The sequence below is a fragment of the Afifella pfennigii DSM 17143 genome (assembly GCF_000688515.1).
GTDB lineage: Bacteria > Pseudomonadota > Alphaproteobacteria > Rhizobiales > Afifellaceae > Afifella > Afifella pfennigii.
Window position 1 is genome coordinate 1 of record NZ_JHZK01000030.1, and the last position, 24,070, is coordinate 24,070.

Consider the following 24,070-nt stretch of genomic DNA (forward strand, 5'->3'; position numbering starts at 1 on the left):
CAAAAGGCGCTGGGCCATCGAGCTGTTCTTCCGGTGGGTCAAGCAGACGCTCAAGATCAGGCATTTTCTCGGGCGCGGCGAGAACGCCGTGCGCATCCAGATCGCCGTGGCGCTCATCGCCTTCCTCATCCTGCGCCTCGCCCAGGCCGCCCAGAACGCCATTCAAAGCCCGCTCGCCTTCGCCAGGCTCGTGCGCGCCAACCTCATGCACAAAAAGCGCATCGACCGCCTGATCGAGCCACCCCCAGAGCCGTCCAAGGACCCCAACCAAATGCTCCTGCAATGGGCGTGAAATTAAACCGGACAGCCGTGGGTCAAGCCCGGCCATGACGACGACACGGGGGAGCGAACCCGGCGAACGGCGACAGAGGCGGGGCGCGCTCCGTCTTTGATTTCGTCGTGCCAAGGCTTGACCTTGGCATCCATTCCGTTCCGCGTTCCGAGTTTCGAGGCACGAGGGCCTAGCGCTGCGCTGAGAGGAGGCTTATGCCGCCGCCGTCTCGATCAAGGCCGTATCGAGGGTGAAGGAGCCGTCTTCCTCAATGGCGAAATACGCCTTCACCTCGTCCGCGACATCGCTCTGCAGCGTGCGAATCGCCGCCACGCGCTCCGGCGCGGTGCCGATCCGCGCCACCCAGGGCGCAAAATCCAGCCGCAGCCGAAACGTCTCGACATGGCGGATTGCGAAGGCGGCCTGGGCGAACGCCGAAAGCCATTCGCCGAGCGCGTAGTCGCGCACATGCGAAGGGTCGCGCAAGAGCTCGACGGCCTGCAGATGCGTGTCCAGGAGCGGCGCGCCCGGCGAGACGACGTCCATGAAGATCGCCGTGGCGCCGGGCTTCAGCACCCGTCGCGCTTCCTTCAGCGCGGCGGCGAGATCGGTCCAATGATGGGCGCTGTAGCGGCTGGCAAGAAAATCGGCCGAGGCGTCGGCGAAGGGCAGGTGATGCACGTCCGCCCGGTGCGTCTCCACATGGGCGAAGCCGCGCGCCGCCGCCGTTTCGGCGACGGTGGCCAGCATCTTCTCCGATAAATCGCAGGCCAGCACCCGGCCGGCATGCGGGGCCATCGCGTAGCTGACATGGCCGCCGCCGGCGCCGAGATCGACGGCGACGCCTGGCTGCAACTCCGCGATGCGCCACGTCAGACAGGCAAGGTCCGGCCCGCCGGCGTGGACGGGGCTGTCGAGATAGGCCGCCGCCTGGTCGCCGAACTGACGGTCGATCAGGCGGTTCTGCGTCTCTGTGGCGGTCATGTCGTACTCCCTCGCCTTGGGCGGCGACAATAAATCTATGTCGCCAAGAGATCCTGCAGGTCCATCCGGCGCGTGAACATCTGCAGCGTCCCGTCGGCGGCGCGCGGCCATTCCGCTTCCGGCCGGTCGCGATAGAGCTCCAGCCCGTTGCCGTCCGGGTCGTTGAGATAGAGCGCCTCCGAAACGCCATGGTCGCTCGCCCCGGTGAGCGCGATATCGGCGGCGAGGAGGCGCCGTAGCGCGTCGGCAAGCGCCGCGCGGCTCGGATAGACAATGGCGAGATGGAAAAGCCCCGTCGTGCCGGGGGGCGGGGGCGGCCCGCCGCGGCTTTCCCAGGTGTTGAGGCCGATATGGTGATGGTAGCCGCCGGCAGAGACGAAGGCCGCCTCCGTGCCGTAACGCTGCATCAGCTGAAATCCGAGAACGCCGCAGTAAAACTCCAGCGCGCGCTCCAGATCGGCGACCTTCAGATGCACATGGCCGATCCGCACGCCGGCATCGATGGGCGCCGATTGGCGCTGGAGTTCACTGGCGCGCCGCGATGTTTCTGTCATCATTTCCCTTCCGGTCGGTTGTGCGCTCCGCGCCGGGGCGGCGCTTCGCCTGCCTCCATGTAGGCTGTTCAAAGGCGAGATGCCGGGGGGTGGACGGACTTTTGAGAAAAGCGCGGCGGCCGCTGCGCCTTGTCTGGTCCAGCTCCAGACGCCTTAACGCATCGGCAAGAAAGCCGCCCCGAATTGAGACGTCGATGATCGGCCGGCCACACCGTTTCTTTACCCTGCGCCGCTAGGTTCAAAACCGTGGGGACGGAAGGGTTCTGCGTACGTTCCCACCGGTCACCTCCAGTCGAGTGAGCGTTGGGGTAGAGCGGCGGATGGCGACCAGGCAAAAGAAGCAGTCGAAACTGAAGCCGCTCGCCCTTCCTCTCGGCTGTCTTCTCGTTCTCGCCTATTTTTCCTATCATGCCGTTGAGGGCGATTTCGGACTGACCGCCCTCAACGAGCTTGAGGAGCGGCAGGCGGCGCTGGAGCAAGAGCTCGCCGGACTGCTTGAGACCCGTGCCCGGCTGGAGCGGCGCGTGGCGCTGATGCGGCCCGAAAGCCTCGACCCCGATATGGTGGACGAGCGTGCCCGCCAGGCGCTCGACCTCGCATATCCGACGGATATCGTCGTCTACGATTCTCCGGAAAATCGTTGAGCGCCAGTGCGCTGAGCCGTCCTTCTCTTAAACCGTTCTAGACCGTCCCGCCCCGCGAGGGTCAGCTCTGCACGCTTGCGAAACGGGTTTTCCCGCCCATTTTCCCGTAATAGGGTGTCGCCGATTTTTCGGGGAGGAAGTTGATGGCCGAAGCCAATACCTCGTCCAGGACGAGGAGCCGTCGCTCGAACGCGCAAAACCGAGGCAAGTCTGGCTCGCGCGGGCCGCGCAAGACGCCTGAGAAGCCAAGGCAGGCGGCGCCCAAGGCGGCCGACAAGCCGGCGACGGAGACGGCCGAGAAGTCGGCTTTCGATCCCATCGTCTTTTCCAGGGACGAGGATCTCAAGGCCTATCGCGAGATGCTCCTCATCCGCCGCTTCGAGGAGAAGGCGGGCCAGCTTTACGGCATGGGCCTCATCGGCGGCTTCTGCCACCTTTATATCGGCCAGGAAGCGGTCGTCGTCGGCGTTCAGTTCGCTCTCAAGCAGGGCGATCAGGTGACCACCACCTATCGCGATCACGGCCATATGCTGGCGACCGGGATGGAGCCGCGCGGCGTCATGGCCGAACTGACCGGCCGCCGCGGGGGCTATTCCAAGGGCAAGGGCGGCTCCATGCATATGTTCTCCCGCGAGAAGAACTTCTACGGCGGGCACGGCATCGTCGGCGCCTCCGTGCCGCTCGGCACCGGGCTGGCCTTCGCCAACCAATATCGCGACAACGGCGCCATCTCCGTCACCTATTTCGGCGACGGGGCGGCCAATCAGGGCCAGGTCTACGAGAGCTTCAACATGGCCAAGCTCTGGGACCTGCCGGTCGTCTACGTGATTGAGAACAACCAGTACGGCATGGGCACCTCCGTCGCCCGGGCCTCCGCGACGACCGAATTGTGCAAGCGCGGCCAGTCCTTCGACATTCCCGGCCATCAGGTCGATGGCATGGATGTGCGCGCCGTGAAGGCGGCCGCCGATTTCGCCGCCGAGCATGCCAGGAGCGGCAAGGGGCCGATCATCCTGGAGATGCTGACCTACCGCTATCGCGGCCATTCCATGTCCGACCCGGCCAAATACCGTTCCAAGGAAGAAGTGCAGAAGATGCGCACCGAACACGATGCCATCGAGCAGGTGAAGCAGCGCCTTCTCGGCGAGCACAAGCTCTCCGAGGACGAGGTGAAGGAGATCGACAAGGAGGTTCGCGCCATCGTCAACGACGCGGCCGAATTCGCCCAGAACGATCCGGAGCCCGATCCGTCCGAGCTCTGGACCGACATCTACGTAGAAGCGTGAGGGGCCGATGCCGACCGAGATTCTGATGCCGGCCCTGTCGCCGACGATGGAAGAGGGCAAGCTCGCCAAATGGACGGTCAAGGAGGGCGACGAGGTCGCCGCCGGCGACGTCATTGCCGAGATCGAGACCGACAAGGCGACGATGGAGGTGGAGGCCGTCGACGAAGGCACCATCGCCAAGATCCTCATCGGCGAGGGCACCGACGCGGTGAAGGTCAACACGCCGATCGCGCTCCTGCTGATGGAGGGCGAGGATGAGGCCGACCTGCGAGAGGCCGGCGGGGCGAGGAAGAGCAACGGCGCCGCCCATCCCAATGGCGATGCCGCCGAAGCCGCGCCAGCGCAAGGCGAGGCGAAAGCCGCAAGCGAGGAGAGCGAGAGCGGCAAGCTCGGCCGCGCCGACGGGCCGGTCTCCGTGCTCGTCGCCATGGACAAGGCCGAGCCGCCCGAAGAGCCGGAGGTTCCGGAAGGCACCGAATTCGTCGAGCAGACGGTGCGCGAGGCGCTGCGCGACGCCATGGCGGAGGAAATGCGCCGCGACGGCGAGGTCTTCGTCATGGGCGAGGAGGTCGCCGAGTATCAGGGCGCCTACAAGGTGACGCAGGGGCTTCTTGCCGAGTTCGGCGCCCGCCGCGTCATCGACACGCCGATCACCGAGCACGGCTTTGCCGGACTTGGCGTCGGCGCCGCCTTTGCAGGTCTGCGGCCGGTCGTGGAGTTCATGACCTGGAACTTCGGCATGCAGGCCATGGATCAGATCATCAACTCGGCGGCCAAGACGCTCTATATGGCGGGCGGCCAGATGGGTTGCCCGATCGTCTTTCGCGGCCCGAACGGCGCCGCCGCGCGCGTTGCCGCCCAGCACAGCCAGGATTTCGCCGCCTGGTATTCCCATGTCCCGGGACTGAAGGTGATCCAGCCGCACACCGCCGCCGACGCCAAGGGGCTCCTGAAGGCGGCGATCCGCGATCCCAATCCGGTGATCTTCCTGGAAAACGAGATTCTCTACGGGCAGACCTTCCCGGTGCCCGAGCTCGACGATTTCGTCCTGCCGATCGGCAAGGCGAAGATCGCCAGGAAGGGCGGCGATGCCACCATCGTTTCCTTCGGCATCGGCATGACGCATGCGCTGCAGGCGGCCGAGGCGCTGGCGGAAGAGGGTATCGACTGCGAGGTCATCGACCTCAGGACCCTGCGCCCGATGGACATGGATACCGTCATCGCCTCGGTGAAGAAGACCAATCGCTGCGTCACCGTGGAGGAGGGCTGGCCGCAGAGCTCCGTCGGCTCCTTCATCGCCGCCGAGCTGATGGCCAAAGCCTTCGACTGGCTGGACGCGCCGGTCCTCTCCGTCACCGGCAAGGACGTGCCGATGCCCTACGCGGCCAACCTTGAGAAGCTCGCCCTGCCGAGCGCCAAGGATGTCGTGGCGGCGGTGAAGGCCGTCAGCTATGCTGACTAGCGGCGTTCCGGGCGGGAAGGGCCATGGCTGAGCCGGCCAAGCGGGGCGCGACCTACGCCGACCTTGAGGCGGTGCCGCCGCATCTGGTGGGCGAGATCATCGACGGCGAACTCGTCACGCATCCGCGACCGGCGCCCAAGCACGGTGCTGCTTCCTCGGCGCTCGGCATGAAGCTTGCCGAGTTCCAGATGGGTGGAGGTGGCCCAGGCGGTTGGCTGTTTATCGACGAGCCGGAGCTACATCTCGGGTCGGACGTGGTGGTGCCCGACATCGCCGGCTGGCGGCGCGAGCGCCTGACCGCGCTCCCGGACACGCCGTATATGGAGACCGCGCCCGATTGGGTATGCGAGGTGATCTCGCCATCCACCGAGGCCTATGACCGGGGCCCCAAGCGGCGCATCTACGCACGGGCGGGCATTGCCCATCTGTGGCTTCTCGACCCGCGTCTGAAGCTCCTGGAGACCTTCGCGCTCACCGGCGGCAATTGGACCCTGCTTGGAGATTTCAGCGGCGAGGACGCCGTCAGTGCCCCGCCCTTCGACGCCATCACCTTCTCGCTCGGCGTGCTGTGGCCGCTCGATGCGCCGGCCGACACGCCGCCAAGCGACAACACCTGAAAAAGCTTTCGGAGACGACGGTTCATGCCGATCAATATCCTGATGCCCGCCCTTTCGCCGACCATGGAGGTCGGCAATCTCGCCAAATGGCATGTCAAGGAGGGCGACACGGTGGAGGCCGGCGACGTCATCGCCGAGATCGAGACCGACAAGGCGACGATGGAGGTGGAGGCGGTTGACGAGGGCGTCGTCGCCAAAATCCTCGTCGGCGAGGGCACGGAGAACGTCGCCGTCAACGACGTCATCGCGGTTCTGGCGGAGGAAGGCGAGGACGCCGGCAACATCGAGGCACCGGCCGGCGGCAAGACGCAAGCCAATGGCGGCGGAAAGGCCGCCGAAGCCAAGCCGGAGCCGAATGCCCCGCCCGAGCCGGCAAGGCCCGAACGGGCCGGCGAGGGCGAGGGGGTGCCGCGCGCCGGCCTGCACGCGCCAGCCGGCTCAAACGGCAAGAACGGCAGCGGCGGGGAGGGCGAACGCATCTTCGCCTCGCCGCTCGCCCGGCGTCTGGCGAAGGAGAAGGGGATCGAGCTTGCCGCGCTCTCCGGCTCCGGACCACGTGGGCGTATCGTCAAGCACGATATCGAAGACGCCGCAAAGAAGGGTGTCGGCAAGGCCGCCCCGGCGGCGGTGCCAGGCGCCCAGGCCGGAGAAGCTCCGGCCACCCCGGCGCCGACCGGCATGAGCGATCAGCAGATCCGCCAGATGTTCGCCGAAGGCAGCTACGAGGCGGTGCCGCACGATTCCATGCGCCGCACCATCGCCCGGCGGCTGGTGGAAGCGAAGACGACCATTCCGCATTTCTATCTGACGGTGGATTGCCAGATCGACGCGCTGTTGAAGCTGCGCGCCGAGATCAACGCCGCCGCGCCGACCAGGGACGACAAGCCCGCCTATAAGGTCTCCGTCAACGACATGGTGATCAAGGCGCTGGCGATGGCGCTGCAGGAGGTGCCGGAGGCGAACGTCACCTGGACGCAAGAGGCGATGCTGAAGCACAGGACCTCCGATATCGGCGTCGCCGTCTCCATCCCGGGCGGCCTCATCACGCCGGTCGTGCGCGGCGCTGAGGCCAAGACGCTCTCCGCCATTTCCCGCGAGATGCGCGATCTGGCGGGGCGTGCCCGCGAGCGCAAGCTGAAGCCGGAAGAATACCAGGGCGGCGCCTCGGCCGTCTCCAATCTCGGCATGTACGGCATTCGCGACTTTTCTGCCGTCATCAACCCGCCGCACGCCACCATCCTGGCGGTCGGGGCCGGGGAGAAGCGCGCCGTGGTACGCGATGACGCGCTCGCCGTCGCGACCGTGATGACGGCGACGCTGTCCACCGATCACCGTGCCGTCGACGGGGCGCTCGGGGCCGAATTGCTCGCCGCCTTCAAGCGCTTCATCGAGAGCCCGATGTCGATGCTCGTCTAGGTCCGCAGGAAGTGGCGCGCGCCTTGGCGCTGGACGGCCGTGGCAGCCTTGCGACCGTCGCCGCTCTGGGGCTCATCCTCGCCGCGACCGCGGCGGTGCTCCTTGCCATGGGGCGCATCCCGATCTGCGCCTGCGGCACCGTGGAGCTGTGGTACGGACGTGCCGACGGGCCGGGCAATTCCCAGCACCTGACGGATTGGTACACGCCCTCCCACGTCATCCACGGCTTCCTCTTCTATGGCGCGCTCTGGCTCGGCGCGCGCTTCGTGCCAGGGCTGCGCCCCTTCGGCCTGCGCCTTGTCCTTGCCACGCTCGTGGAGGCCGCCTGGGAGATTGCGGAGAACACGCCGATGGTGATCGACCGCTACCGCGCGGCGACGATCGCCTTCGATTATGTCGGCGACACCATCCTCAACTCCATGACCGATATCCTGGCCATGATGGTCGGGTTCTTCCTGGCCGCCTGGCTGCCCGTCTGGATGACGATAGCGCTGGCGATCGGACTGGAAATCTGGGTGATGGCCGCTATCCGCGACGGCCTCGCCCTCAATATCCTGATGCTGCTCTGGCCGCTTGAATCGGTCCGCGCCTGGCAGGCGGGTGGCTGAGCGGGGGGTCCCCGCCCGCTCAATCGTGCGACTTGATCGATCCGGTGATCACCGGCTCCTCGCTGGGCTCGATGGAGCCCGTGAGGACCGGCCCTTCGCGCCGCTTTTCCGCGAGGATCATCTGCGCTTCCAGGCGTTTGGCGGCCACTTCCGTCGCCAGCTTGTCGAGGCTGACATCGGTGAGCTTCACACCGGCAATGGCGATGACGGCGATAAGCGTGACCAGCGTGGCGTATTCGACGGCCGCGCTGCCTTTCTCCTCGGAAAGAAACCGCATTCCAAGCGTGCGCATGGGACACCTCCTCGTGCGCCACGAGCTTAGGTGCCAGACCTTGCGAGAGGGTAAACGAGGGGTTGAGGCGAACGCTAAAAGACGAAGAGATTCCCGGTCGTTACCGGCTCAGCGCAGAAGAATTATCCTCCCTGGGCGTTGACCAGGTGCCTTCCGGGCGACAGAACGACGCGTATGTTCCTATCCGTCTTCGATATTTTCAAGATCGGCATCGGCCCTTCCTCCTCCCACACGATGGGACCCATGGTGGCTGCCGCCCGTTTCCTGGAATTTCTTGAGAAGGGCGACTGGCCGCGCCCGGCCGGCGCCGAGCCAGCCCGTATCGCCGTCAGCCTGCACGGCTCGCTCGCCTTTACCGGCAAGGGCCACGCTACCGACCGGGCCGTCATCCTCGGTCTCGCCGGCGAGACGCCTGTCGGTATCGACCCGGACCGGATCGAGGAGATCCTGAAGAAGGTGGAGGCGGAATGCGAGGTCTCGCCTCCCGGCCATCGCGCCTACCGTTTCGACCCTGGCGCCGACCTCGTCTTCGACCGTGAGACGCCGCTGCCCGGCCACGCCAACGGTATGCGCTTCTCCGCCTTCGCCGAGGACGGCCAGCTTCTGGTGCGCGAGGTCTATTATTCGGTCGGCGGCGGCTTCGTCCTGACGGAGGACGAGCTTGCCAAGACCGCCAAGGACGATTCGCCGGTCACCGAGCACAGCGCCGTGCCCTATCCCTTCGCGAGCGCGGAGGAGATGTTGCGCATGGGCGCGCAATCCGGGCTGTCCATCGCCGAGATGAAGCGCGCCAACGAAGCCGCGCGCGGCCACGGCGAGGCGGTTCTCAACGAGGGGCTCGACCGTATCTTCACCGAGATGCAGGCCTGCATCGAACGCGGCCTGACCGCCGATGGCGAACTGCCGGGCGGGCTTAGGGTGAAGCGCCGCGCCGCCGAGCTGCACGACAAGCTGAAGGCGGAGACCGGCGCCAACGCGCTGCAGCCGCACCGGGTGATGGACTGGCTCAGCCTTTACGCCATGGCCGTCAACGAGGAGAACGCGGCCGGCCGCAAGATCGTCACCGCGCCCACCAATGGCGCGGCCGGCGTCGTGCCGGCCGTGATGCGCTACTATCTCGATCATTGCATCGGCGCCTCGCCGGAGGGCGTGCGCGCCTTTTTGCTCGCCGCCGCCGCCATCGGCGGCATCATCAAGCACAACGCCTCCATCTCCGGCGCCGAGGTCGGCTGCCAGGGCGAGGTGGGCTCCGCCTCCGCCATGGCCGCCTCCGGCCTTGCCGCCGCGCTCGGCGCCACCAACGCGCAGATCGAGAACGCCGCCGAGATCGCGCTGGAGCACCATCTCGGCATGACCTGCGACCCGATCGGCGGCCTCGTGCAGGTGCCCTGCATCGAGCGCAACGCGCTCGGCGCGGTGAAGGCCGTCACCGCCGCCTCGCTCGCCATGCGCGGCACGGGCGAGCATTTCGTGCCGCTCGACAAATGCATCGAGACGATGCGCCAGACCGGGCAGGACATGCACGAGAAGTACAAGGAGACCTCCAAGGGCGGCCTGGCCGTCAACGTCATCGAGTGCTGAGCCGCACGCTCGCCGGCGCAAGCTGAAGGGCGAGCGAGAATCGGCGCTGGCGGCTTGCCGGCGCCCGGCCTAATACTTCGGCCATGTTCGCCTCGCTCCTCATCGCCAATCGCGGCGAGATCGCCCGCCGCATCATCCGCACCGCCAGGCGCATGGGCATGCGCACCATCGCCCTTGCCACGGAGGCCGACCGAAGCTGGCCGCATTGGCGCGAGGCCGACGAAGCCGTCTTCATCGGCGAGGGGCCCGCCGCCGACAGCTACCTTTCGATCGAGAAAATTTTGCGCGCCGCCGAAGAGACCGGCGCGGAGGCCGTCCATCCCGGCTACGGCTTTCTGTCGGAGAACGCTCATTTCGCCGAAGCCTGCGCCGAAGCGGGGCTGACCTTCGTCGGCCCGCCCGCCGCGGCGATGCGGGCGATGGGCTCCAAGTCGGAGGCCAAGGCGCTGATGGAGGCTGCCGGCGTGCCGGTCGTGCCGGGCTATCACGGCGAGCGCCAGGAGCCGGATTTTTTGCGCCGCAAGGCCTACGAGATTGGCTATCCGGTGCTCATCAAGGCGGTTGCCGGCGGCGGCGGGCGCGGCATGCGCCGCGTCGACAAGGCCAAGGATTTTGATGCCGCCCTGCAAAGCGCAAGGCGCGAGGCGCAGGGCGCCTTCGGCGATCCGCGCGTCCTCATCGAGCGTTATGTGACGGCCCCGCGCCATATCGAGATTCAGGTCTTCGCCGACCAGCACGGCCATGTCGTGCACCTTTACGAGCGCGACTGCTCCGTGCAGCGCCGGCACCAGAAGGTGCTGGAGGAGGCGCCGGCGCCGGGCATGAGCGAGGAGCTGCGCGCGGCGATGGGCGAGGCCGCGGTGAAGGCGGCGCGCGCCGTCGGCTACGAGGGGGCCGGCACGGTGGAGTTCATCGCCGACGGCGCCGGCGGGCTGAAGGCGGACGGTTTCTTCTTCATGGAGATGAACACCCGCCTGCAGGTGGAGCATCCCGTCACCGAGGCCGTCACCGGGCTCGACCTGGTGGAATGGCAGCTGCGCGTTGCCGCGGGCGAGAGCCTGCCCCTGACGCAGGAGGCCATCCCGCTGCGCGGCCATGCCATCGAGGCCCGCCTTTACGCAGAGGACCCGTCTTCCGGCTTTGCGCCCGGCACCGGCCGCATCGTCGCCGCCGATTTTCCGGCCGGGGAGGGGGTGCGCGTCGATAGCGGCGTTGACGCCGGCACGCGCGTCAGCCCCTTCTACGATTCCATGCTGGCGAAGGTGATCGCCTCCGGCGCGGACCGGCGACAGGCGCTGGAGCGGCTTGAGGCGGCGCTGGCGGCGACCCGCTTTGCCGGGCCGCGCACCAATCTCGCCTTTCTCCTCGCCATCCTGCGCAGCCCCGAATTTTCCGCCGGCGGCGTCGATACCGGCTTCGTCGACGCCAAGGGCGAGGCCCTGACAGCGCGTCCCGACCTTGCACCGCTCGCCCTTTCCCTGGTGGCACAGGAGATCGCCCGGCGCGCGCCAGCCCCCGACCCGGCCTCGCCCTGGAGCGGCTGCGAGGGTTTTGAGCTCGGCGGGCTTGAGCGCCAGCTAGCGGTGCCCTGCCTTGTCGACGGCGAGGCGCGCGAGGTGCGTCTTCTCTGGCGCGGCGGCCGCCCGCACGCGCCCGATGTCGCCGCGGCGAGGGCGACGGACGGGCTGGTGCAGGTGTCGTCGGAAGACGCCCTCTATCTGTTGCAGGACGGGCATCAGGCGGTGCTTGCCTTCCCCGATCCCCTGGGGCGCTCGCTGGCGGAGGTCGCCGGCGAGAACCTCGTTCGCGCCCCGATGCATGGTCGTATCACACGCCTTGGCGTGGCAGAGGGCGATAGGGTGGAGGCGGGCGAACTTCTCTTCACGCTGGAGGCGATGAAGATGGAGCATTCCATCCTGGCACCGGCCGCCGGGCGGGTGGCCGCGCTTCTGGCCGTCGAGGGCGAGCAGGTGGAGGAAGGGGCGGAGATTGTGCGGCTGGAGCCGGTCGCGCAGGCCGCGCAAACGGCCCCAGCCGAGGCTTTGGACGAGGTCAGTCGTTGAGCACGAAGGTCACCTTCATGTTCACCCGCCATTCGGAGACTTCGCCGTCCTTGCAATCGACGGTGATCTGCTGAACCCAGGCGCCCTTGATATTGTCGAGCGTCTTGCTGGCGCGGGCGAGGCCGGTCTTGACCGCATCTTCCATGCTGACCTTGGATGCGGCGGTAATCTCGGTAACGCGTGCAACGGACATAAGCATGTCCTCCTCTTTCGGTGTGCGGGGTGAGAACGTCGGGGACGGCGACGACGTTCCTCTTCACCCTCCGCCATCGGCGCCCTAAACCGGGGATATGGCGCTTCATCTTCTCAAGCTCTGCGTCGGCGCCGATTCCATGGAGGATGTGGCGGCCTGGATCGAGCGGCGGCTGGCCGAAAAGCGCCGCGCCGGCGAGCGGGAAGAGCATTGGCACGTCACCCGCATGGTGCCGCGCCGCGCCGCCGAGCTGACCGACGGCGGCTCGCTCTACTGGGTCATCCGCGGCCAGGTGCAGGCGCGCCAGCGCCTCCTGGATATCCGCACCTTCGAGGACGAGGACGGCATCACCCGCTGCAAGCTGGTGCTGGAGCCGGTTCTGGTGCCGACGGCCTGGCAGCCCCGCCGCGCCTTCCAGGGCTGGCGCTATCTGAAGCCGCAGGACGCGCCGGCCGATCTCGGTGCCGGGACGGAGGGCTTTGAGGAGCTGCCGCCGCGCCTCAGGGGCGAGCTTGCCGAGCTCGGCCTGCTGTGAGGGCTTGAGGCGCTATACCGCGATATTGTCGATGAGGCGGGTGGAGCCGAGCCAGGCGGCGGCGAGAAGCCGTGCCGGTTCTTTTCCGACCGCCGCAAGCGGCGCCAGCGTCTCGGCATGGCGCAGGGCGACGTAATCGACCCGGAAGCCGGCTTCGGCAAGAAGGCTCTCGGCCTTCGCCAGCGCGACCTCGGCGCAGGCGCCCTCTGTCAGCCTTTGCGCCGTGTCGGTGAGCGTGCGGTAGAGGAGGGGGGCCGCCCTCCGCTCCTCCTCGCCGAGATAGACGTTGCGCGAGGAAAGGGCGAGCCCGTCCGGCTCGCGCACCGTCGCCACCGGCAGGATTTCGGTGGGCAGGCCGAGATCGACGACGAGCCGCTTGACCACCTGCAGCTGCTGGTAGTCCTTCTCGCCGAAGGTGGCGACATCCGGCAGCGCGGCAATCAACAGCTTGGCGACGACGGTGGCCACGCCCTGGAAAAAGGCCGGGCGGAAATCCGTCTCAAGGCCGAGCGCCGGGCCGCCGACGGTGACCGCGGTGGCGTAGCCTTGCGGATACATTTCTTCAACGCTCGGCGCGAAGACCAGCGGCACGCCGAGCGCCTCCAGCGCCGCCATATCCTCCGCCTCGCGCCGCGGATAGCGGGCGAAATCCTCGTTCGGGCCGAACTGGCTCGGATTGACGAAGATGGAGACGAGAACGTGCGGCGCGGCTTTTCTTGCCGCCTGCACGAGCTTCAGATGCCCCTCGTGCAAAGCTCCCATGGTAGGAACGAGCGCGACTCGTTCCTGCGCGCGCCGCCATTCGGCAAGGCGTGCGCGTAATTCCGGGACGGTAGCGACGGTTTGAAGGGACACGGCTGTCTGGAAGGCTTGACGTTCACGGGGAGCGGTAATCGCCGCGGCTCCCTTGCGCAAGCCCTTGCCGCGCCCACATCTTGCCGAGAAGGAGAACCCCATGCCCAAGGGCAAGGACATCGTTGGAAGCGGCGAAGGAAGGCAGGAGCTGCCGACCGATCCTCCGCGTTCCTCGCGTGGCGACATCGAGGCCTTCCTGCGCACCGCCAAGACGCTCGGCCCAGTCGATCCGGCGGCGCGGGGCCGCCTCATCTTCGCGCTCGACGCGACCATGAGCCGCCAGCCGACCTGGGATCTCGCCTGTTCGCTGCAGGCGGAGATGTTCAAGGCGGCCGGCGAGGTGGGCGGCCTCACCGTGCAGCTCGTCTATTTCCGCGGCTTTGGCGAATGCCGCGCCTCGCGCTGGGTCGCCGATACGGCGGCGCTACGCGATCTCATGGTGAAGATCGACTGCCGCGGCGGCCAGACGCAGATCAAGAAGGTGCTCGCCCATACCCGCCGCGAGGCGGAAAAGCAGCCGGTGGCCGCGCTCGTTTATGTCGGCGACGCCATGGAGGAGAATGTCGATGCGCTCTGCGCCATCGCCGGCGAGATCGGTTTGCGCGGCGTGCGCGCCTTCATGTTCCATGAGGGCCACGATCCCGGTGCCGAGCGGGCCTTTCGCGAGATCGCCCGGCTGACGCGCGGGGCCTATCTGCCTTTTGACGCTGCCTCGGCAAAGGAGCTGAAAGAGCTCCTCGGCGCCGTCGCGACCTATGCCGCCGGCGGCATGAAAGCGCTCCAGGATCTCGGCAGCCCGGCGTCGCGGCGTCTCTTGCCGTCGATGAAGTGAGGATCGCCATGCGGCGCGACGGAGCCTTCGGCGGGCGATGATCCGACCGCTTTTTCTTCTGATTGCCGGCGTCGCGGCGCTGTTTCTGCTCTTGCGGGTGATGATGACGACCTCGCCGGCAAGGCTGGCGGAGAGCGTCAAGCTCGGGGGCGGCGTGCTCCTGCTGATTATCGCCGTGCTGCTTGGCCTGGCGCAGCAATTCGCCTTTGCCCTGCCGGCGGCGGTCGCAGGCCTCGCCCTGGTCCGCGGCAGCTGGCGCGGCGCGGTGAAAGGCGGCGGGCAGCGGCGCTCCAGCGTGCGTTCCGCCGGGCTAGAAATGAGCCTCGATCACGAGACCGGCGCTCTGGACGGGCGCGTCCTGGTCGGTCGTCACGAGGGCCGGTTGCTGTCGCAGATGAGTTTTACCGAACTGCGCGACCTCGCCGGTGAGCTGGCCGGCGACGAAGAGTCACTCCGTCTTTTGGAAGGATATCTCGACCGGGCGCACCCCCGATGGCGAGATGACATGGAGACTGATGCCGATCGGGGGAGAGGCCCGGCGGGTGGCGCGGGCGGAATGAGCGCGCAGGAAGCCTATGAGATTTTGGGGCTTGAGCCGGGCGCCGGCGAGACGGAAATCCGCGATGCCCACCGCCGATTGATGAAGCAGGTCCATCCGGATCGCGGCGGCTCCGCCGCTTTGGCCGCCCGCATCAATCAGGCCAAGGAAACGCTTCTGGGCAAACAACGATGAACTCCGTACGCAAAACCTAGCTCATTGAGGGGCGGGCGCTCAATTGGGCAAAGCAAGACAGGAAAAGGATTTCTGTTTCAGGCGGGCGCAGGCCGCGCGCGCTTCTTTCTTGCCGGCGAAACCGGCAAAGCGTGCCCGATAAAGCGTTTCGCCGTTCTTCTTCACAGGCTCGGTGAACGGAGAGGCGGAATTCAGCACGCTACCGGCTTCGTTCTGGGCGCGGGCGAGAAGGCTGCGCGCGCCCGCCTCGCTGGGGGTGGCGCCGATCTGGATATGCCAGCCGCGGGGCAGGGCCTTGGGCTCGGGGAAGCGCACGCCAATGCCGGTGGCGCTCGCGTAGCGCGGACGGGCATCCGGCAGGATCTTCGGCGCCGGGGCCGCGCCCTGGGCGGTTTCGGCGGAGGCCATGGCGGCCGCCTTGGCTTCGGCGCGTGCCGCCAGAAGGGCGATGGGATCGCTGCGCCCGTCGCCGCCGGCATAGGCGAGCTGGGCGACTTCCGAGGCTTCGCGGATGCGTGCGGCGATCGGATCGTAGTCGTCGGCCGCCGTCTGCTGCTTCGGCTGCGGCGCGGAGACGGCCAGGATCGCCGCCTGCGCGTCGAGCGGGCCGCCACGGGCGGTATTGGCGGCGAAGGCCAGCATCGGCCGCGCCGCCGGAAGACGCTCCGGCGCGGGGACCTCGGCGACGAGCAGAGGCGCGGTGCGCAGTCCCGGCCGGGCCTTGTCGAGATAGCGACCGATGAGATCGACCATATGGGCGTTGCGCGAGGCACCGCTGCGCCCGCCCATGACGACGGCGATGATATGGCGCCCGTCGCGCTCCACCGAGGTGACGAGATTGAACCCGGAAGCGCGGATATAGCCGGTCTTGATGCCGTTGACGCCCTTCACCCGGCCGAGCAGCCGGTTGGTATTGCGGTAGGTGCGCCCCTTCCAGGTGAAGGACCGGGTGTTGAAATATTTGAAATAGCGCGGAAAGCGATCGTGCAGCGCCCAGCCTAGCTTGGCCATGTCGCGGGCCGTCGTCTTCTGTTCGCTATTGGGCAGGCCGTTGGCGTTGCGGAACGTCGTGGAGATCATGCCGAGCGAGTGCGCCGTGCGCGTCATGCGGCGCGCGAAGGCCTTTTCGGAGCCTTCGATGGCCTCGGCGATGACGACGGACACGTCATTGGCCGAACGCACGGCCAGAGCCTTGATGGCGTCTTCCACGCGGATGGTCTGGCCGGGGCGGATGCCGATCTTCGTCGGCGGCTTGGAAGCGGCGTATTGGGAGGCTTTGAGGCGGCTGTCGAGCCGCAGATTGCCCTTCTCCAGCTCCTCAAAGAGCACGTAGAGGGTCATCATCTTGGTGAGGGAGGCCGGATAGCGCTGCGCGTCTGCCCGATCCTCGTAGAGAACCTCGCCGGTCTTGGCGTCGATGACGAAGCCTGCATATTTGGCATTGGCGAGTGCGAAATCGCCCGGCGCGAAGACGAAGAACGTGACCGCTAAGATCATCCAGACGCAGAAACGCGGCCGTGCCGTCGCCGGAATTGGTCGAGCCTGTCTCAATGTCTTCCCCACTGACGCCAGCCGCACGGTAGCCTGTCGCGCCGGCTGCCCGCTCCTCCGTGCTTATGCTTGCCCCAAGCTAGGCGGAGCGTCGTTACCACGCGGTAAACGTGGCTCGTAATGCTTGCACCCTTTTGAGGGTTGTTGGCAACACCGCTGCGACGATTCTTTTGCTGCGCCGCAAAAAAACACTTGCGTTTTTGTGCAGTGCACATATATCTTGCCCCATCGAGCAGGGGGCCCCATGCGGGGGCCGTGCCAAGCCCACCCATACGATTGAGGGGAGAGCTATGCAGAACGCCTTTGACGAGTTTCAGAAGTTGAGCACCTCCGGCATGGACAAGGCCATGGAGAGTTTCGGGCTTTTTTCCAAGCGCATGCAGGAGATCGCGGTGGAGACGGCGGACTATTCCAAGAAGTCCTTCGAGACGACCGCCTCCCACATGGAATCGATGCTGGCCGTGAAGTCGCTGGACAAGGCGATCGAGGCCCAGAGCGATTACATGAAGAAGAGCTACGAGGGCGCCGTCGCCCAGGCGAGCCGTCTCGGCGAGCTCTATGTCGACCTCGCCAAGGATATGGCCAAGCCCTTCGAGGATCTGGCCAAGCGCGCCTGACGCGCCGGTTCGTTCCCAAGCGAGTTTCCTTCAAGCCCGGCCGAGCGCCGGGCTTTTTTGTCGCCGGCGGCAAGGCTGCGCCGGCGCCGGCCGCGCCGCCCGCCCTCCTCGCGCGAGCGATAAAGCTTTTTCGCGATCCTTCCCGTCGCCCCCCTACCCAGCGCCGCCGAACGGCTCTAACATTTGTCCTGTCCCTACCTACATAGGGGCAGGCAGGAGGGCAGGATCAGGGGAGATCGAGGCGGCCCATGGCCAAGGACAACCGCAAGGATTCCGGTAAGAGCAACGGCACCGGGACGGTTGTCGTCACTAAGACGAAGCCGAAGACCCAGCGGCCTAATCTCTACCGCGTCCTCCTTCTCAACGACGATTACACGCCGATGGAATTCGTCGTGCATGTGTTGATGCGCTTCTTCCAGAAGAACCAGGAAGCCGCCACCCGCATCATGCTCCATGTGCACAATCATGGCGTCGGCGAATGCGGCGTCTTCACCTACGAGGTGGCGGAGACGAAGGTGACCCAGGTGATGGACTTTGCGCGCCAGCACCAGCATCCTCTGCAATGCGTCATGGAAAAGAAGTAGCCCCAAGGGGCTGAAACGGACCGGAAGGGCCTGACCATCGTGCCATCTTTTTCTCGCTCACTGGAGCTCGCCCTGCACAGAGCGCTGGCCTCCGCCAACGAGCGGAGTCAGGAATACGCCACCTTGGAGCACCTTCTCCTGGCGCTGATCGACGACAAGGACGCGGCCGCGGTGATGCGCGCCTGCGGCGTCGACCTTGAGAGGCTGAAGGGCGACCTGACCGATTACGTCGATGCCGAGCTTGCCAATCTCGTCACCCATACCGACGAGGATTCCAAGCCGACCGCGGGCTTTCAGCGGGTCATCCAGCGCGCCGTCATCCATGTCCAGTCCTCCGGCCGCGAGGAGGTGACCGGCGCCAACGTGCTCGTGGCGATCTTCGCCGAGCGCGAGAGCCACGCCGCCTATTTCCTGCAGGAGCAGGACATGACCCGCTACGATGCGGTCAACTACATCTCGCACGGCATCGCCAAGCGGCCGGGGCTGTCGGAGCCGCGTCCGGCCAAGGGTGGCGCCGAGCAGCCCGGCAAGGGCGCGGCCGACGAGGACGGGGAGGCCGGCTCCGGCTCCGCCCTGGAAGCCTGGTGCGTCAATCTCAACGAGAAGGCGCTGCGCGGGCGCATCGACCCCTTGATCGGCCGCGAGGCGGAGGTGAAGCGCACCATCCAGGTCCTGTGCCGCCGCTCCAAGAACAATCCGCTCTATGTCGGCGATCCGGGCGTCGGCAAGACGGCCATCGCCGAGGGGCTCGCCAAGCGCATCGTGGAAGGCGACGTGCCGGAGGTCTTGAAGGACGCCACCATCTACGCGCTCGATATGGGCGCGCTTCTGGCCGGCACGCGCTACCGCGGCGATTTTGAGGAGCGCCTGAAGCAGGTGATCAAGGAGGTGGAGGCCATCGACGGCGCCGTCATGTTCATCGACGAGATCCACACGGTGATCGGCGCCGGCGCCACATCGGGCGGGGCGATGGACGCCTCCAACCTTCTGAAGCCGGCGCTCGCCTCCGGCAACATCCGCTGCATCGGCTCCACCACCTACAAGGAATACCGGCAGTTCTTCGAGAAGGACCGCGCCCTGGTGCGCCGCTTCCAGAAGATCGACGTCAACGAGCCGTCGGTGCCCGATACCGTGGAGATCCTGAAGGGGCTGAAGCCCTACTTCGAGGAGCATCACGAGGTCCGCTACACCAACGACGCCATCCGCACGGCGGTGGAGCTGTCGGCGCGCTACATCAACGACCGCAAGCTTCCCGACAAGGCGATCGACGTCATCGACGAGAGCGGCGCCTCCCAGAAGCTGCTGCCGGAAAGCCGGCGCAAGAAGCTCATCGGGGTGAAGGAGATCGAATCCACCGTCGCCACCATGGCGCGCATCCCGCCCAAATCGGTGTCGAAGGACGATGCGGAGTTGCTCCAGCATCTGGAGGCCAACCTAAAGCGCGTGGTCTTCGGCCAGGACAAGGCGATCGAGGCGCTGGCCTCGGCGATCAAGCTGGCCAGGGCCGGCCTGCGCGAGCCGGAAAAGCCGATCGGCAACTATCTTTTCTCCGGCCCGACGGGCGTCGGCAAGACGGAGGTGGCGCGCCAGCTCGCCGAGCTGCTGGGCGTCGGCCTGTTGCGCTTCGACATGTCGGAATACATGGAGCGCCACACCGTCTCGCGGCTCATTGGCGCGCCCCCCGGCTATGTCGGCTTCGATCAGGGCGGCATCCTGACCGACGGGGTGGACCAGCATCCGCATTGCGTCCTGCTTCTGGACGAGATCGAGAAGGCGCATCCGGATATCTACAACATCCTCTTGCAGGTGATGGATCACGGCAAGCTGACCGATCACAACGGCAAGCAGGTGGATTTCCGCAACGTCATTCTCATCATGACCACCAATGCCGGCGCCGCCGAGATGGCCAAGGCCGCCATCGGCTTCGGCTCCACCAAGCGCACCGGCGACGACGAGGAGGCGATCAACCGCCTGTTCACGCCGGAATTCCGCAACCGGCTGGATGCCATCATCGCCTTCGGCTCGCTGCCGCCGGCCGTGGTCAACATGGTGGTGCAGAAGTTCATCCTGCAGCTGGAGGCCCAGCTCGGCGATCGCGGCGTCACCTTCGAGCTCGACGATGCGGCGACCTCCTGGCTCGCCGAGCATGGCTATGACGAGCGCATGGGCGCGCGCCCCCTCGGCCGCCTCATCCAGGAGGTCATCAAGAAGCCGCTCGCCGAGGAAGTCCTCTTCGGCAAGCTGCAGAAGGGCGGCATCGTCAAGGTCTCCCTGGAGGAGAAGGAGGACGGCAAGACCGGCCTGAAGCTGGAGGCCATCCCGGACGAGAATGCCCGGCCCAAGCCGAAGCCGGCGATGCGAAGCAAGGGCACCAAGAAGACGGGCGCGGCGCGTCAGGCCTCCGGCTCCAAGGCGTCGGCCAAGAAACCGCCCAAGCGCGGCGGTGGCTCCGTGCCGAGCGTGCCGCTGAAAGTGGACTGACAAGCGCCTCAATGCCGGCGTCTCGGCGCAGGGCGAGATGGGCAAGGCGGCGCCTGGCGCCGCCTTGCGTGTTCTGCATGGCAGCCATGCTCTTTCGGGTAGCCTCTTCATCAACCTCCGGTTGGCAGCTATCCAAGGTTGGATGGGTGAGAGGCAGACAGCGGCGCGCTGGTTCCTGCGCGGCATGGGGGGCGTCGCCTCCGTCCCCGCGCTCATCCTGATCGGCTCCTTCATCGGCTTCGGCGTTCTGTGCCGGGAATCGGGGCTCAGCCTCGGCGAAGCGATGTTCATGACGGCCTTCGTCTGGGCGCTGCCGAGCCAGGTGGTCCTCGTCGGGGCGATCGCCACCGGCAGCTCCGCCCTGGTGGCGGCGATCGCCGTCACGCTTTCGGCGATCCGCCTGATGCCGATGACGGCGGCCTGGGTGCCGCTGGTCAGGGCGCAGGGAACGCCGCGCTGGCAGCTTCTCGTCCTTTCCCATTTCGTCGCCGTCACAGCCTGGGTGTGGGGCTTCATGCGCCTGCCGGACGTCCCGCGCGAGCGCCGCGCCGTCTGTTTCGCCGGCTTCGGCGTCACCCTGACGCTCATCAACGTCGCCGTCACGGCCATAAGCTTCATCGGCGCCGCCGCCTTGCCGCCGCTTCTGGCCGGCGCGCTCTTCTTCCTGACGCCCATCTATTTTCTGACGGCGCTCTCCGCCTCTGCCCGCTATCACGCCGAACGGCTGGCGCTCGGCCTCGGCGTGGTGCTCGGTCCGGCGCTGCACGCCTACGATGTCGGGCTCCACCTTCTCTGGGCCGGGTTGGTCGGCGGTACGCTCGCCTTCATCGGCCACAAGCTCATCCACCGCCGGGGCGGGGCGATATGAGCGAGGCGCTCGGTCCCTATCTCTTCATCCTTCTCGCCGGCACGCTCGCCACCGATATCTGGCGCTGGCTGGGGGTCCTCGTCGGGGCGCGGCTGCGGGAGGATTCCGACCTTCTTCTGTGGGTGAAGGCCGTGGCGACGGCGCTCGTCGCCGCCGTCATCGGCAATCTCATTTTCGCCCCGTCGGGGGCCCTGGCGGAGGTGCCGCTCGCCATCCGCCTCGGGGCGGCGGCCTGCGGCTATCTCGCCTTCTGGCTGGCGCGCAAGAACGTCCTCATCGGCGTCCTGGCCGCCGAGGCGGCGCTCATCGCCGCCGCCTCAATCTTCGCCGGCACCTAACGATCTCTGGTGTGCCGCTGCATACGATCTTATGCTTGCCCGATGGGCCAATAGTCACGCGATGTCATCGTCGACGCCACGGGCTCCGACCCTTGTGTGGCGACGTCACATTTCGCTCGCAGGAATCGCCAGAGATCAAAACGCATCCTATATCTCTGGCTGGAACGCTGATTGAAGGAAAACGTACGGATTAAGGGGACGTCGATGATCGAAATCCGCGTGATAGATCATGTCCCTGCGCCTGGAGGCAGGTACATCAAGGATGGCCCCTATAGCGGCCAGTGGTTCCGCGAGGAAATTCTCCGCCCGGCCTTGCAGGAGGCCCGGGAGAAGGGAGAGGCCGTTCGCGTGCTGCTTGACGGAGCACCTGGATACGGATCCTCCTTTCTGGAAGAGGCGTTCGGCGGAGCCGTGCGCAAGGGCTACGTTCAGGCCCGCGACGACTTAGTGGTGGAATCACGATCCCCGCTCTACGAGACCTATGCCCGTCTGGCCCAGCGCTATCTGAAGCAGGCTAAACGCCAGCCCGTCGCCGCATAGCGCGCGAGAGATCGCGCCCATGACATGGCTTGTGCCGCTCGTAGGTCTTGTCGGCGCTCTCATCGTCGCGGTTGCGAATTATCTGGTGCAACGCTGGCGCTATCGGATCGATCGCCTCAGCGCGGCGATCGATCATCTCTGCGGCGAAATCAACGAGGTGGCTGACCTTGCCACGAGCTACTGGCTCCTGGATGCTGGACAGAACGACCAGCGCGCACAGGCCCGCGCTATAGAGCCTCGCTTGATCGGCAAGCAGATGCGCCTGGACCAGCTATTCAACGCCCTTACCGTCGTTGACCCGAAGTTCTCCGCAAGTGCCGCCGAAGAGTTGCTGCCGGAGTTCTACGACAAGATCAGCGGCGGCGAATTCCTCGGCTCACATCGCGCGCCGGGCCTGACACGCGCCAAGGAGGTCCAGCACATTGCTGCCGAACTCAATGGTGCGCTGCGTCAGGAAGTCGGCCACCGGGCGCGCGACTGGCGCTAGGCTCGTTATCCGGCCCCGCCAAGCGCGGCCTTGATGCGGGTTGCCTGCTCCTCCAGCACTTTCGTGTCGGCCTGTTGCTGCGAATGCGGCTTCAGCGCCACGCCGTCGAAGCGCGGCAGGACATGGAAATGCGTGTGGAAGATGACCTGGCCGCCGGCCGGCTCGTTGAACTGGCTGATGGTCAGCCCGTCCGCCTGAAGCGCCTTCACGGCGGCGCGGCCGAGCTTCTGCACCGTCTCCATCACCCGCGCCAGATCCTCTGGATGAATGTCGAGGATGTTGCGCGAGGGCGCCTTGGGGATGACGAGCAGATGGCCGTCGCCGCGGGGCATGATATCCATGAAGGCGAGCGTGTGCTCGTCCTCGTAGAGCTTGATGCACGGGATCTCGCCGCGCAGGATCTTGGCGAAAACATTGTCGTTGTCGTAGGCGGCCTCGCTCATGCGGCGCTCTCCGTCGTCTCAATCGTTGCGGTCGCAGCCTTCCGCTTTGCGGAAGGGCGCATGCTCGGCGAGCATGCGCCCTTCCCATGCAACGTGTCGACGCTCGCGTTCAAGATAGTCGGCGACGGCGCGGCGAAAGCCCGGCTCGGCGATGAGATGCGCCGAATAGGTGGTGACCGGCCGGTAGCCGCGCGCCAGCTTGTGCTCGCCTTGCGCCCCGGCCTCTACGCGCGCAAGGCCGTGCGCCAGGGCGAACTCGATCGCCTGATAGTAGCAGATCTCAAAATGCAGATAGGGGTGCTCCTCCAGGCAGCCCCAGTAGCGCCCGTAGAGCGTGTCGGAGCCGATGAAATTGAGCGCCCCGGCGATGGTGCGCCCGTCGCGGCGCGCGAGGATGAGCAGGATCTTGTCGGCCATCCGCTCGCCGATGAGCGAGAAGAAGCGGCGATTGAGATAGGGCCGGCCCCATTTGCGCGCCCCGGTATCCATGTAGAAGGCGAAGAAGGCATCCCAATCGGCCTCCGTGATGGCATCGCCGGTGAGCCATTGCACGGAAATCCCGGCGGAAAGCGCCTCGCGCCGCTCCTTGCGGATGGCCTTGCGCTTGCGCGAGGCGAGCGCGGCGAGAAAGTCCCCGAAGTCTCCGTAGCCTTCGCTCTGGAAGTGAAACTGCTGGTCGTTGCGGATGAGGAAGCCGAGCTTGGAGAGTTCCTCCGCCTCCGTCCCCGTCACGAAGGTCGCATGCGCCGAGGAGACGTCGAGTTGGCGCCTGAGTTCCGCCAGGCCCGCGACGAGAAGCTGGCGGTTCTCCTGCGCCTTCGGCCCGGGCTCGACCAGGAGGCGCCGGCCGGTGACGGGCGTGAAGGGGATGGAGACTTGCAGCTTCGGATAGTAGCGCCCGCCGGCGCGCTCAAAAGCGTCGGCCCAGCCGTAGTCGAAGACGTACTCGCCCTGCGAATGGCTCTTCAGATAGCAGGGCAGGGCGCCGGCGATCCCGTCCGGCCCGCTAAGGACGAGATGGCGCGGCGCCCAGCCGGTGCGCGCGCCGGCGCAGCCGGCCGCCTCCAGCGCCTCCAGAAAATCCCAGGAGAGGAAAGGGTTCTGCGGCTCGCCCGGGGGATTGGCGAGCGCGTCCCACGCCGCGCGTTCCACCTCGCCGATGCCGGCAAGGGCGCGCAGGGATATCTCGGCGGCGGGTGAAGCCTCTTCCATGCTCTTGAAAGGTAAGGCGGGAG

General features: G+C 66.7%; 27 protein-coding genes. 19 read left to right on the plus strand and 8 right to left on the minus strand.

The window, feature by feature from the left end; genetic code table 11:
- The coding region (locus Q331_RS22180) for an IS4 family transposase (RefSeq protein ID WP_034492672.1) at positions 1 to 292 on the plus strand (292 nt) is incomplete at its 5' end.
- A gap of 192 nt (positions 293 to 484) precedes the next feature.
- Here the strand turns inward: Q331_RS22180 and Q331_RS0116395 are convergent.
- Both Q331_RS0116395 and Q331_RS0116400 read right to left on the minus strand, forming a co-directional pair.
- Positions 485 to 1,255 carry a class I SAM-dependent methyltransferase gene (locus Q331_RS0116395; RefSeq protein WP_026381567.1) on the minus strand — a complete coding sequence of 257 codons (771 nt, stop codon included), beginning with the start codon at positions 1,253 to 1,255 and terminating at the stop codon, positions 485 to 487.
- A 35-nt stretch (positions 1,256 to 1,290) separates the two neighbouring features.
- A complete protein-coding gene (locus Q331_RS0116400; RefSeq protein WP_407637784.1) occupies positions 1,291 to 1,809 on the minus strand; it encodes a VOC family protein in 519 nt (172 codons plus the stop codon).
- Between the two features lie 320 nt (positions 1,810 to 2,129).
- On the opposite strand from Q331_RS0116400, the gene Q331_RS0116405 reads away from it, so the two are divergent.
- The 6 genes from Q331_RS0116405 (at position 2,130) to Q331_RS0116430 (ending at position 7,842) form a co-directional block, all read left to right on the plus strand.
- Positions 2,130 to 2,453: an FtsB family cell division protein gene (locus Q331_RS0116405; protein WP_026381569.1), complete on the plus strand. Its 324-nt coding sequence runs from the start codon at positions 2,130 to 2,132 to the stop codon at positions 2,451 to 2,453.
- A gap of 143 nt (positions 2,454 to 2,596) precedes the next feature.
- Positions 2,597 to 3,739: a pyruvate dehydrogenase (acetyl-transferring) E1 component subunit alpha gene (pdhA, locus tag Q331_RS0116410; RefSeq protein WP_051631277.1), complete on the plus strand. Its 1,143-nt coding sequence runs from the start codon at positions 2,597 to 2,599 to the stop codon at positions 3,737 to 3,739.
- Between the two features lie 7 nt (positions 3,740 to 3,746).
- Positions 3,747 to 5,201 (plus strand): pyruvate dehydrogenase complex E1 component subunit beta, encoded by a 1,455-nt coding sequence (locus Q331_RS0116415; protein ID WP_026381571.1) that lies wholly within the window; start codon positions 3,747 to 3,749, stop codon positions 5,199 to 5,201.
- A gap of 23 nt (positions 5,202 to 5,224) precedes the next feature.
- Entirely contained in the window at positions 5,225 to 5,818 is a 594-nt protein-coding gene (locus tag Q331_RS0116420; RefSeq protein WP_026381572.1) for a Uma2 family endonuclease, read from the plus strand.
- A 24-nt stretch (positions 5,819 to 5,842) separates the two neighbouring features.
- Positions 5,843 to 7,234 carry a pyruvate dehydrogenase complex dihydrolipoamide acetyltransferase gene (locus tag Q331_RS0116425; protein ID WP_026381573.1) on the plus strand — a complete coding sequence of 464 codons (1,392 nt, stop codon included), beginning with the start codon at positions 5,843 to 5,845 and terminating at the stop codon, positions 7,232 to 7,234.
- An 11-nt stretch (positions 7,235 to 7,245) separates the two neighbouring features.
- Positions 7,246 to 7,842: a DUF2585 family protein gene (locus Q331_RS0116430; RefSeq protein ID WP_084175113.1), complete on the plus strand. Its 597-nt coding sequence runs from the start codon at positions 7,246 to 7,248 to the stop codon at positions 7,840 to 7,842.
- 19 nt (positions 7,843 to 7,861) lie between these two features.
- On the opposite strand, the gene Q331_RS22185 is transcribed toward Q331_RS0116430, so the two are convergent.
- Positions 7,862 to 8,134 carry a Flp family type IVb pilin gene (locus Q331_RS22185; protein ID WP_034492753.1) on the minus strand — a complete coding sequence of 91 codons (273 nt, stop codon included), beginning with the start codon at positions 8,132 to 8,134 and terminating at the stop codon, positions 7,862 to 7,864.
- A gap of 174 nt (positions 8,135 to 8,308) precedes the next feature.
- On the opposite strand from Q331_RS22185, the gene Q331_RS0116440 reads away from it, so the two are divergent.
- Positions 8,309 to 9,715, plus strand: coding sequence for an L-serine ammonia-lyase (locus Q331_RS0116440; protein ID WP_026381575.1), 1,407 nt, complete (start codon positions 8,309 to 8,311; stop codon positions 9,713 to 9,715).
- An 83-nt stretch (positions 9,716 to 9,798) separates the two neighbouring features.
- Entirely contained in the window at positions 9,799 to 11,778 is a 1,980-nt protein-coding gene (locus Q331_RS22190) for an ATP-binding protein (RefSeq protein ID WP_051631278.1), read from the plus strand.
- Here the strand turns inward: Q331_RS22190 and Q331_RS0116450 are convergent.
- On the minus strand, positions 11,768 to 11,971 hold the full coding sequence (locus tag Q331_RS0116450) for a dodecin family protein (protein ID WP_026381576.1): 204 nt from the start codon (positions 11,969 to 11,971) through the stop codon (positions 11,768 to 11,770). The two genes, Q331_RS22190 and Q331_RS0116450, sit on opposite strands and share 11 nt — an antisense overlap.
- A 97-nt stretch (positions 11,972 to 12,068) precedes the next feature.
- Between Q331_RS0116450 and Q331_RS0116455 the strand changes: the two genes are divergently transcribed.
- Positions 12,069 to 12,506 (plus strand): DUF1489 family protein, encoded by a 438-nt coding sequence (locus tag Q331_RS0116455; RefSeq protein WP_026381577.1) that lies wholly within the window; start codon positions 12,069 to 12,071, stop codon positions 12,504 to 12,506.
- 12 nt (positions 12,507 to 12,518) lie between these two features.
- Here the strand turns inward: Q331_RS0116455 and panC are convergent, their stop codons facing one another.
- Entirely contained in the window at positions 12,519 to 13,361 is an 843-nt protein-coding gene (panC, locus tag Q331_RS0116460) for a pantoate--beta-alanine ligase (RefSeq protein ID WP_026381578.1), read from the minus strand.
- Positions 13,362 to 13,461: 100 nt separating this feature from the next.
- Between panC and Q331_RS0116465 the strand changes: the two genes are divergently transcribed.
- Together Q331_RS0116465 and Q331_RS0116470 are read left to right on the plus strand one after the other, a co-directional pair.
- Positions 13,462 to 14,193, plus strand: coding sequence for a vWA domain-containing protein (locus Q331_RS0116465; protein ID WP_034492755.1), 732 nt, complete (start codon positions 13,462 to 13,464; stop codon positions 14,191 to 14,193).
- Between the two features lie 100 nt (positions 14,194 to 14,293).
- Positions 14,294 to 14,926, plus strand: coding sequence for a DnaJ domain-containing protein (locus tag Q331_RS0116470; RefSeq protein ID WP_245615709.1), 633 nt, complete (start codon positions 14,294 to 14,296; stop codon positions 14,924 to 14,926).
- Positions 14,927 to 14,965: 39 nt separating this feature from the next.
- Here Q331_RS0116470 and Q331_RS22195 read toward each other — a convergent pair whose 3' ends face one another.
- Positions 14,966 to 16,423, minus strand: coding sequence for an SPOR domain-containing protein (locus tag Q331_RS22195; protein ID WP_051631279.1), 1,458 nt, complete (start codon positions 16,421 to 16,423; stop codon positions 14,966 to 14,968).
- A gap of 344 nt (positions 16,424 to 16,767) precedes the next feature.
- Here Q331_RS22195 and Q331_RS0116480 point away from each other — a divergent pair, with 344 nt between their 5' ends.
- From Q331_RS0116480 to Q331_RS0116510, 7 genes are all read left to right on the plus strand, one after another.
- Positions 16,768 to 17,094, plus strand: coding sequence for a phasin family protein (locus Q331_RS0116480; RefSeq protein ID WP_026381581.1), 327 nt, complete (start codon positions 16,768 to 16,770; stop codon positions 17,092 to 17,094).
- 248 nt (positions 17,095 to 17,342) lie between these two features.
- On the plus strand, positions 17,343 to 17,678 hold the full coding sequence (gene clpS, locus Q331_RS22200; RefSeq protein WP_051631280.1) for an ATP-dependent Clp protease adapter ClpS: 336 nt from the start codon (positions 17,343 to 17,345) through the stop codon (positions 17,676 to 17,678).
- Positions 17,679 to 17,717: 39 nt separating this feature from the next.
- On the plus strand, positions 17,718 to 20,159 hold the full coding sequence (gene clpA, locus Q331_RS0116490; protein WP_026381582.1) for an ATP-dependent Clp protease ATP-binding subunit ClpA: 2,442 nt from the start codon (positions 17,718 to 17,720) through the stop codon (positions 20,157 to 20,159).
- 142 nt (positions 20,160 to 20,301) lie between these two features.
- Positions 20,302 to 21,027, plus strand: coding sequence for an AzlC family ABC transporter permease (locus tag Q331_RS0116495; RefSeq protein ID WP_026381583.1), 726 nt, complete (start codon positions 20,302 to 20,304; stop codon positions 21,025 to 21,027).
- A complete protein-coding gene (locus Q331_RS0116500) occupies positions 21,024 to 21,365 on the plus strand; it encodes an AzlD domain-containing protein (RefSeq protein ID WP_026381584.1) in 342 nt (113 codons plus the stop codon). The genes Q331_RS0116495 and Q331_RS0116500 overlap by 4 nt, the downstream gene beginning before the upstream one ends.
- A 204-nt stretch (positions 21,366 to 21,569) precedes the next feature.
- On the plus strand, positions 21,570 to 21,905 hold the full coding sequence (locus tag Q331_RS22205) for an STAS-like domain-containing protein (RefSeq protein WP_051631281.1): 336 nt from the start codon (positions 21,570 to 21,572) through the stop codon (positions 21,903 to 21,905).
- Between the two features lie 19 nt (positions 21,906 to 21,924).
- Positions 21,925 to 22,392: a hypothetical protein gene (locus Q331_RS0116510; RefSeq protein WP_026381585.1), complete on the plus strand. Its 468-nt coding sequence runs from the start codon at positions 21,925 to 21,927 to the stop codon at positions 22,390 to 22,392.
- A gap of 5 nt (positions 22,393 to 22,397) precedes the next feature.
- On the opposite strand, the gene Q331_RS0116515 is transcribed toward Q331_RS0116510, so the two are convergent.
- Both Q331_RS0116515 and Q331_RS0116520 read right to left on the minus strand, forming a co-directional pair.
- The gene (locus Q331_RS0116515; RefSeq protein WP_026381586.1) at positions 22,398 to 22,835 is read right to left on the minus strand and encodes an HIT family protein; all 438 of its coding nucleotides are present in this window, start codon (positions 22,833 to 22,835) and stop codon (positions 22,398 to 22,400) included.
- An 18-nt stretch (positions 22,836 to 22,853) separates the two neighbouring features.
- On the minus strand, positions 22,854 to 24,047 hold the full coding sequence (locus Q331_RS0116520) for a GNAT family N-acetyltransferase (RefSeq protein WP_026381587.1): 1,194 nt from the start codon (positions 24,045 to 24,047) through the stop codon (positions 22,854 to 22,856).
- Between the last annotated feature and the right edge of the window lie 23 nt (positions 24,048 to 24,070).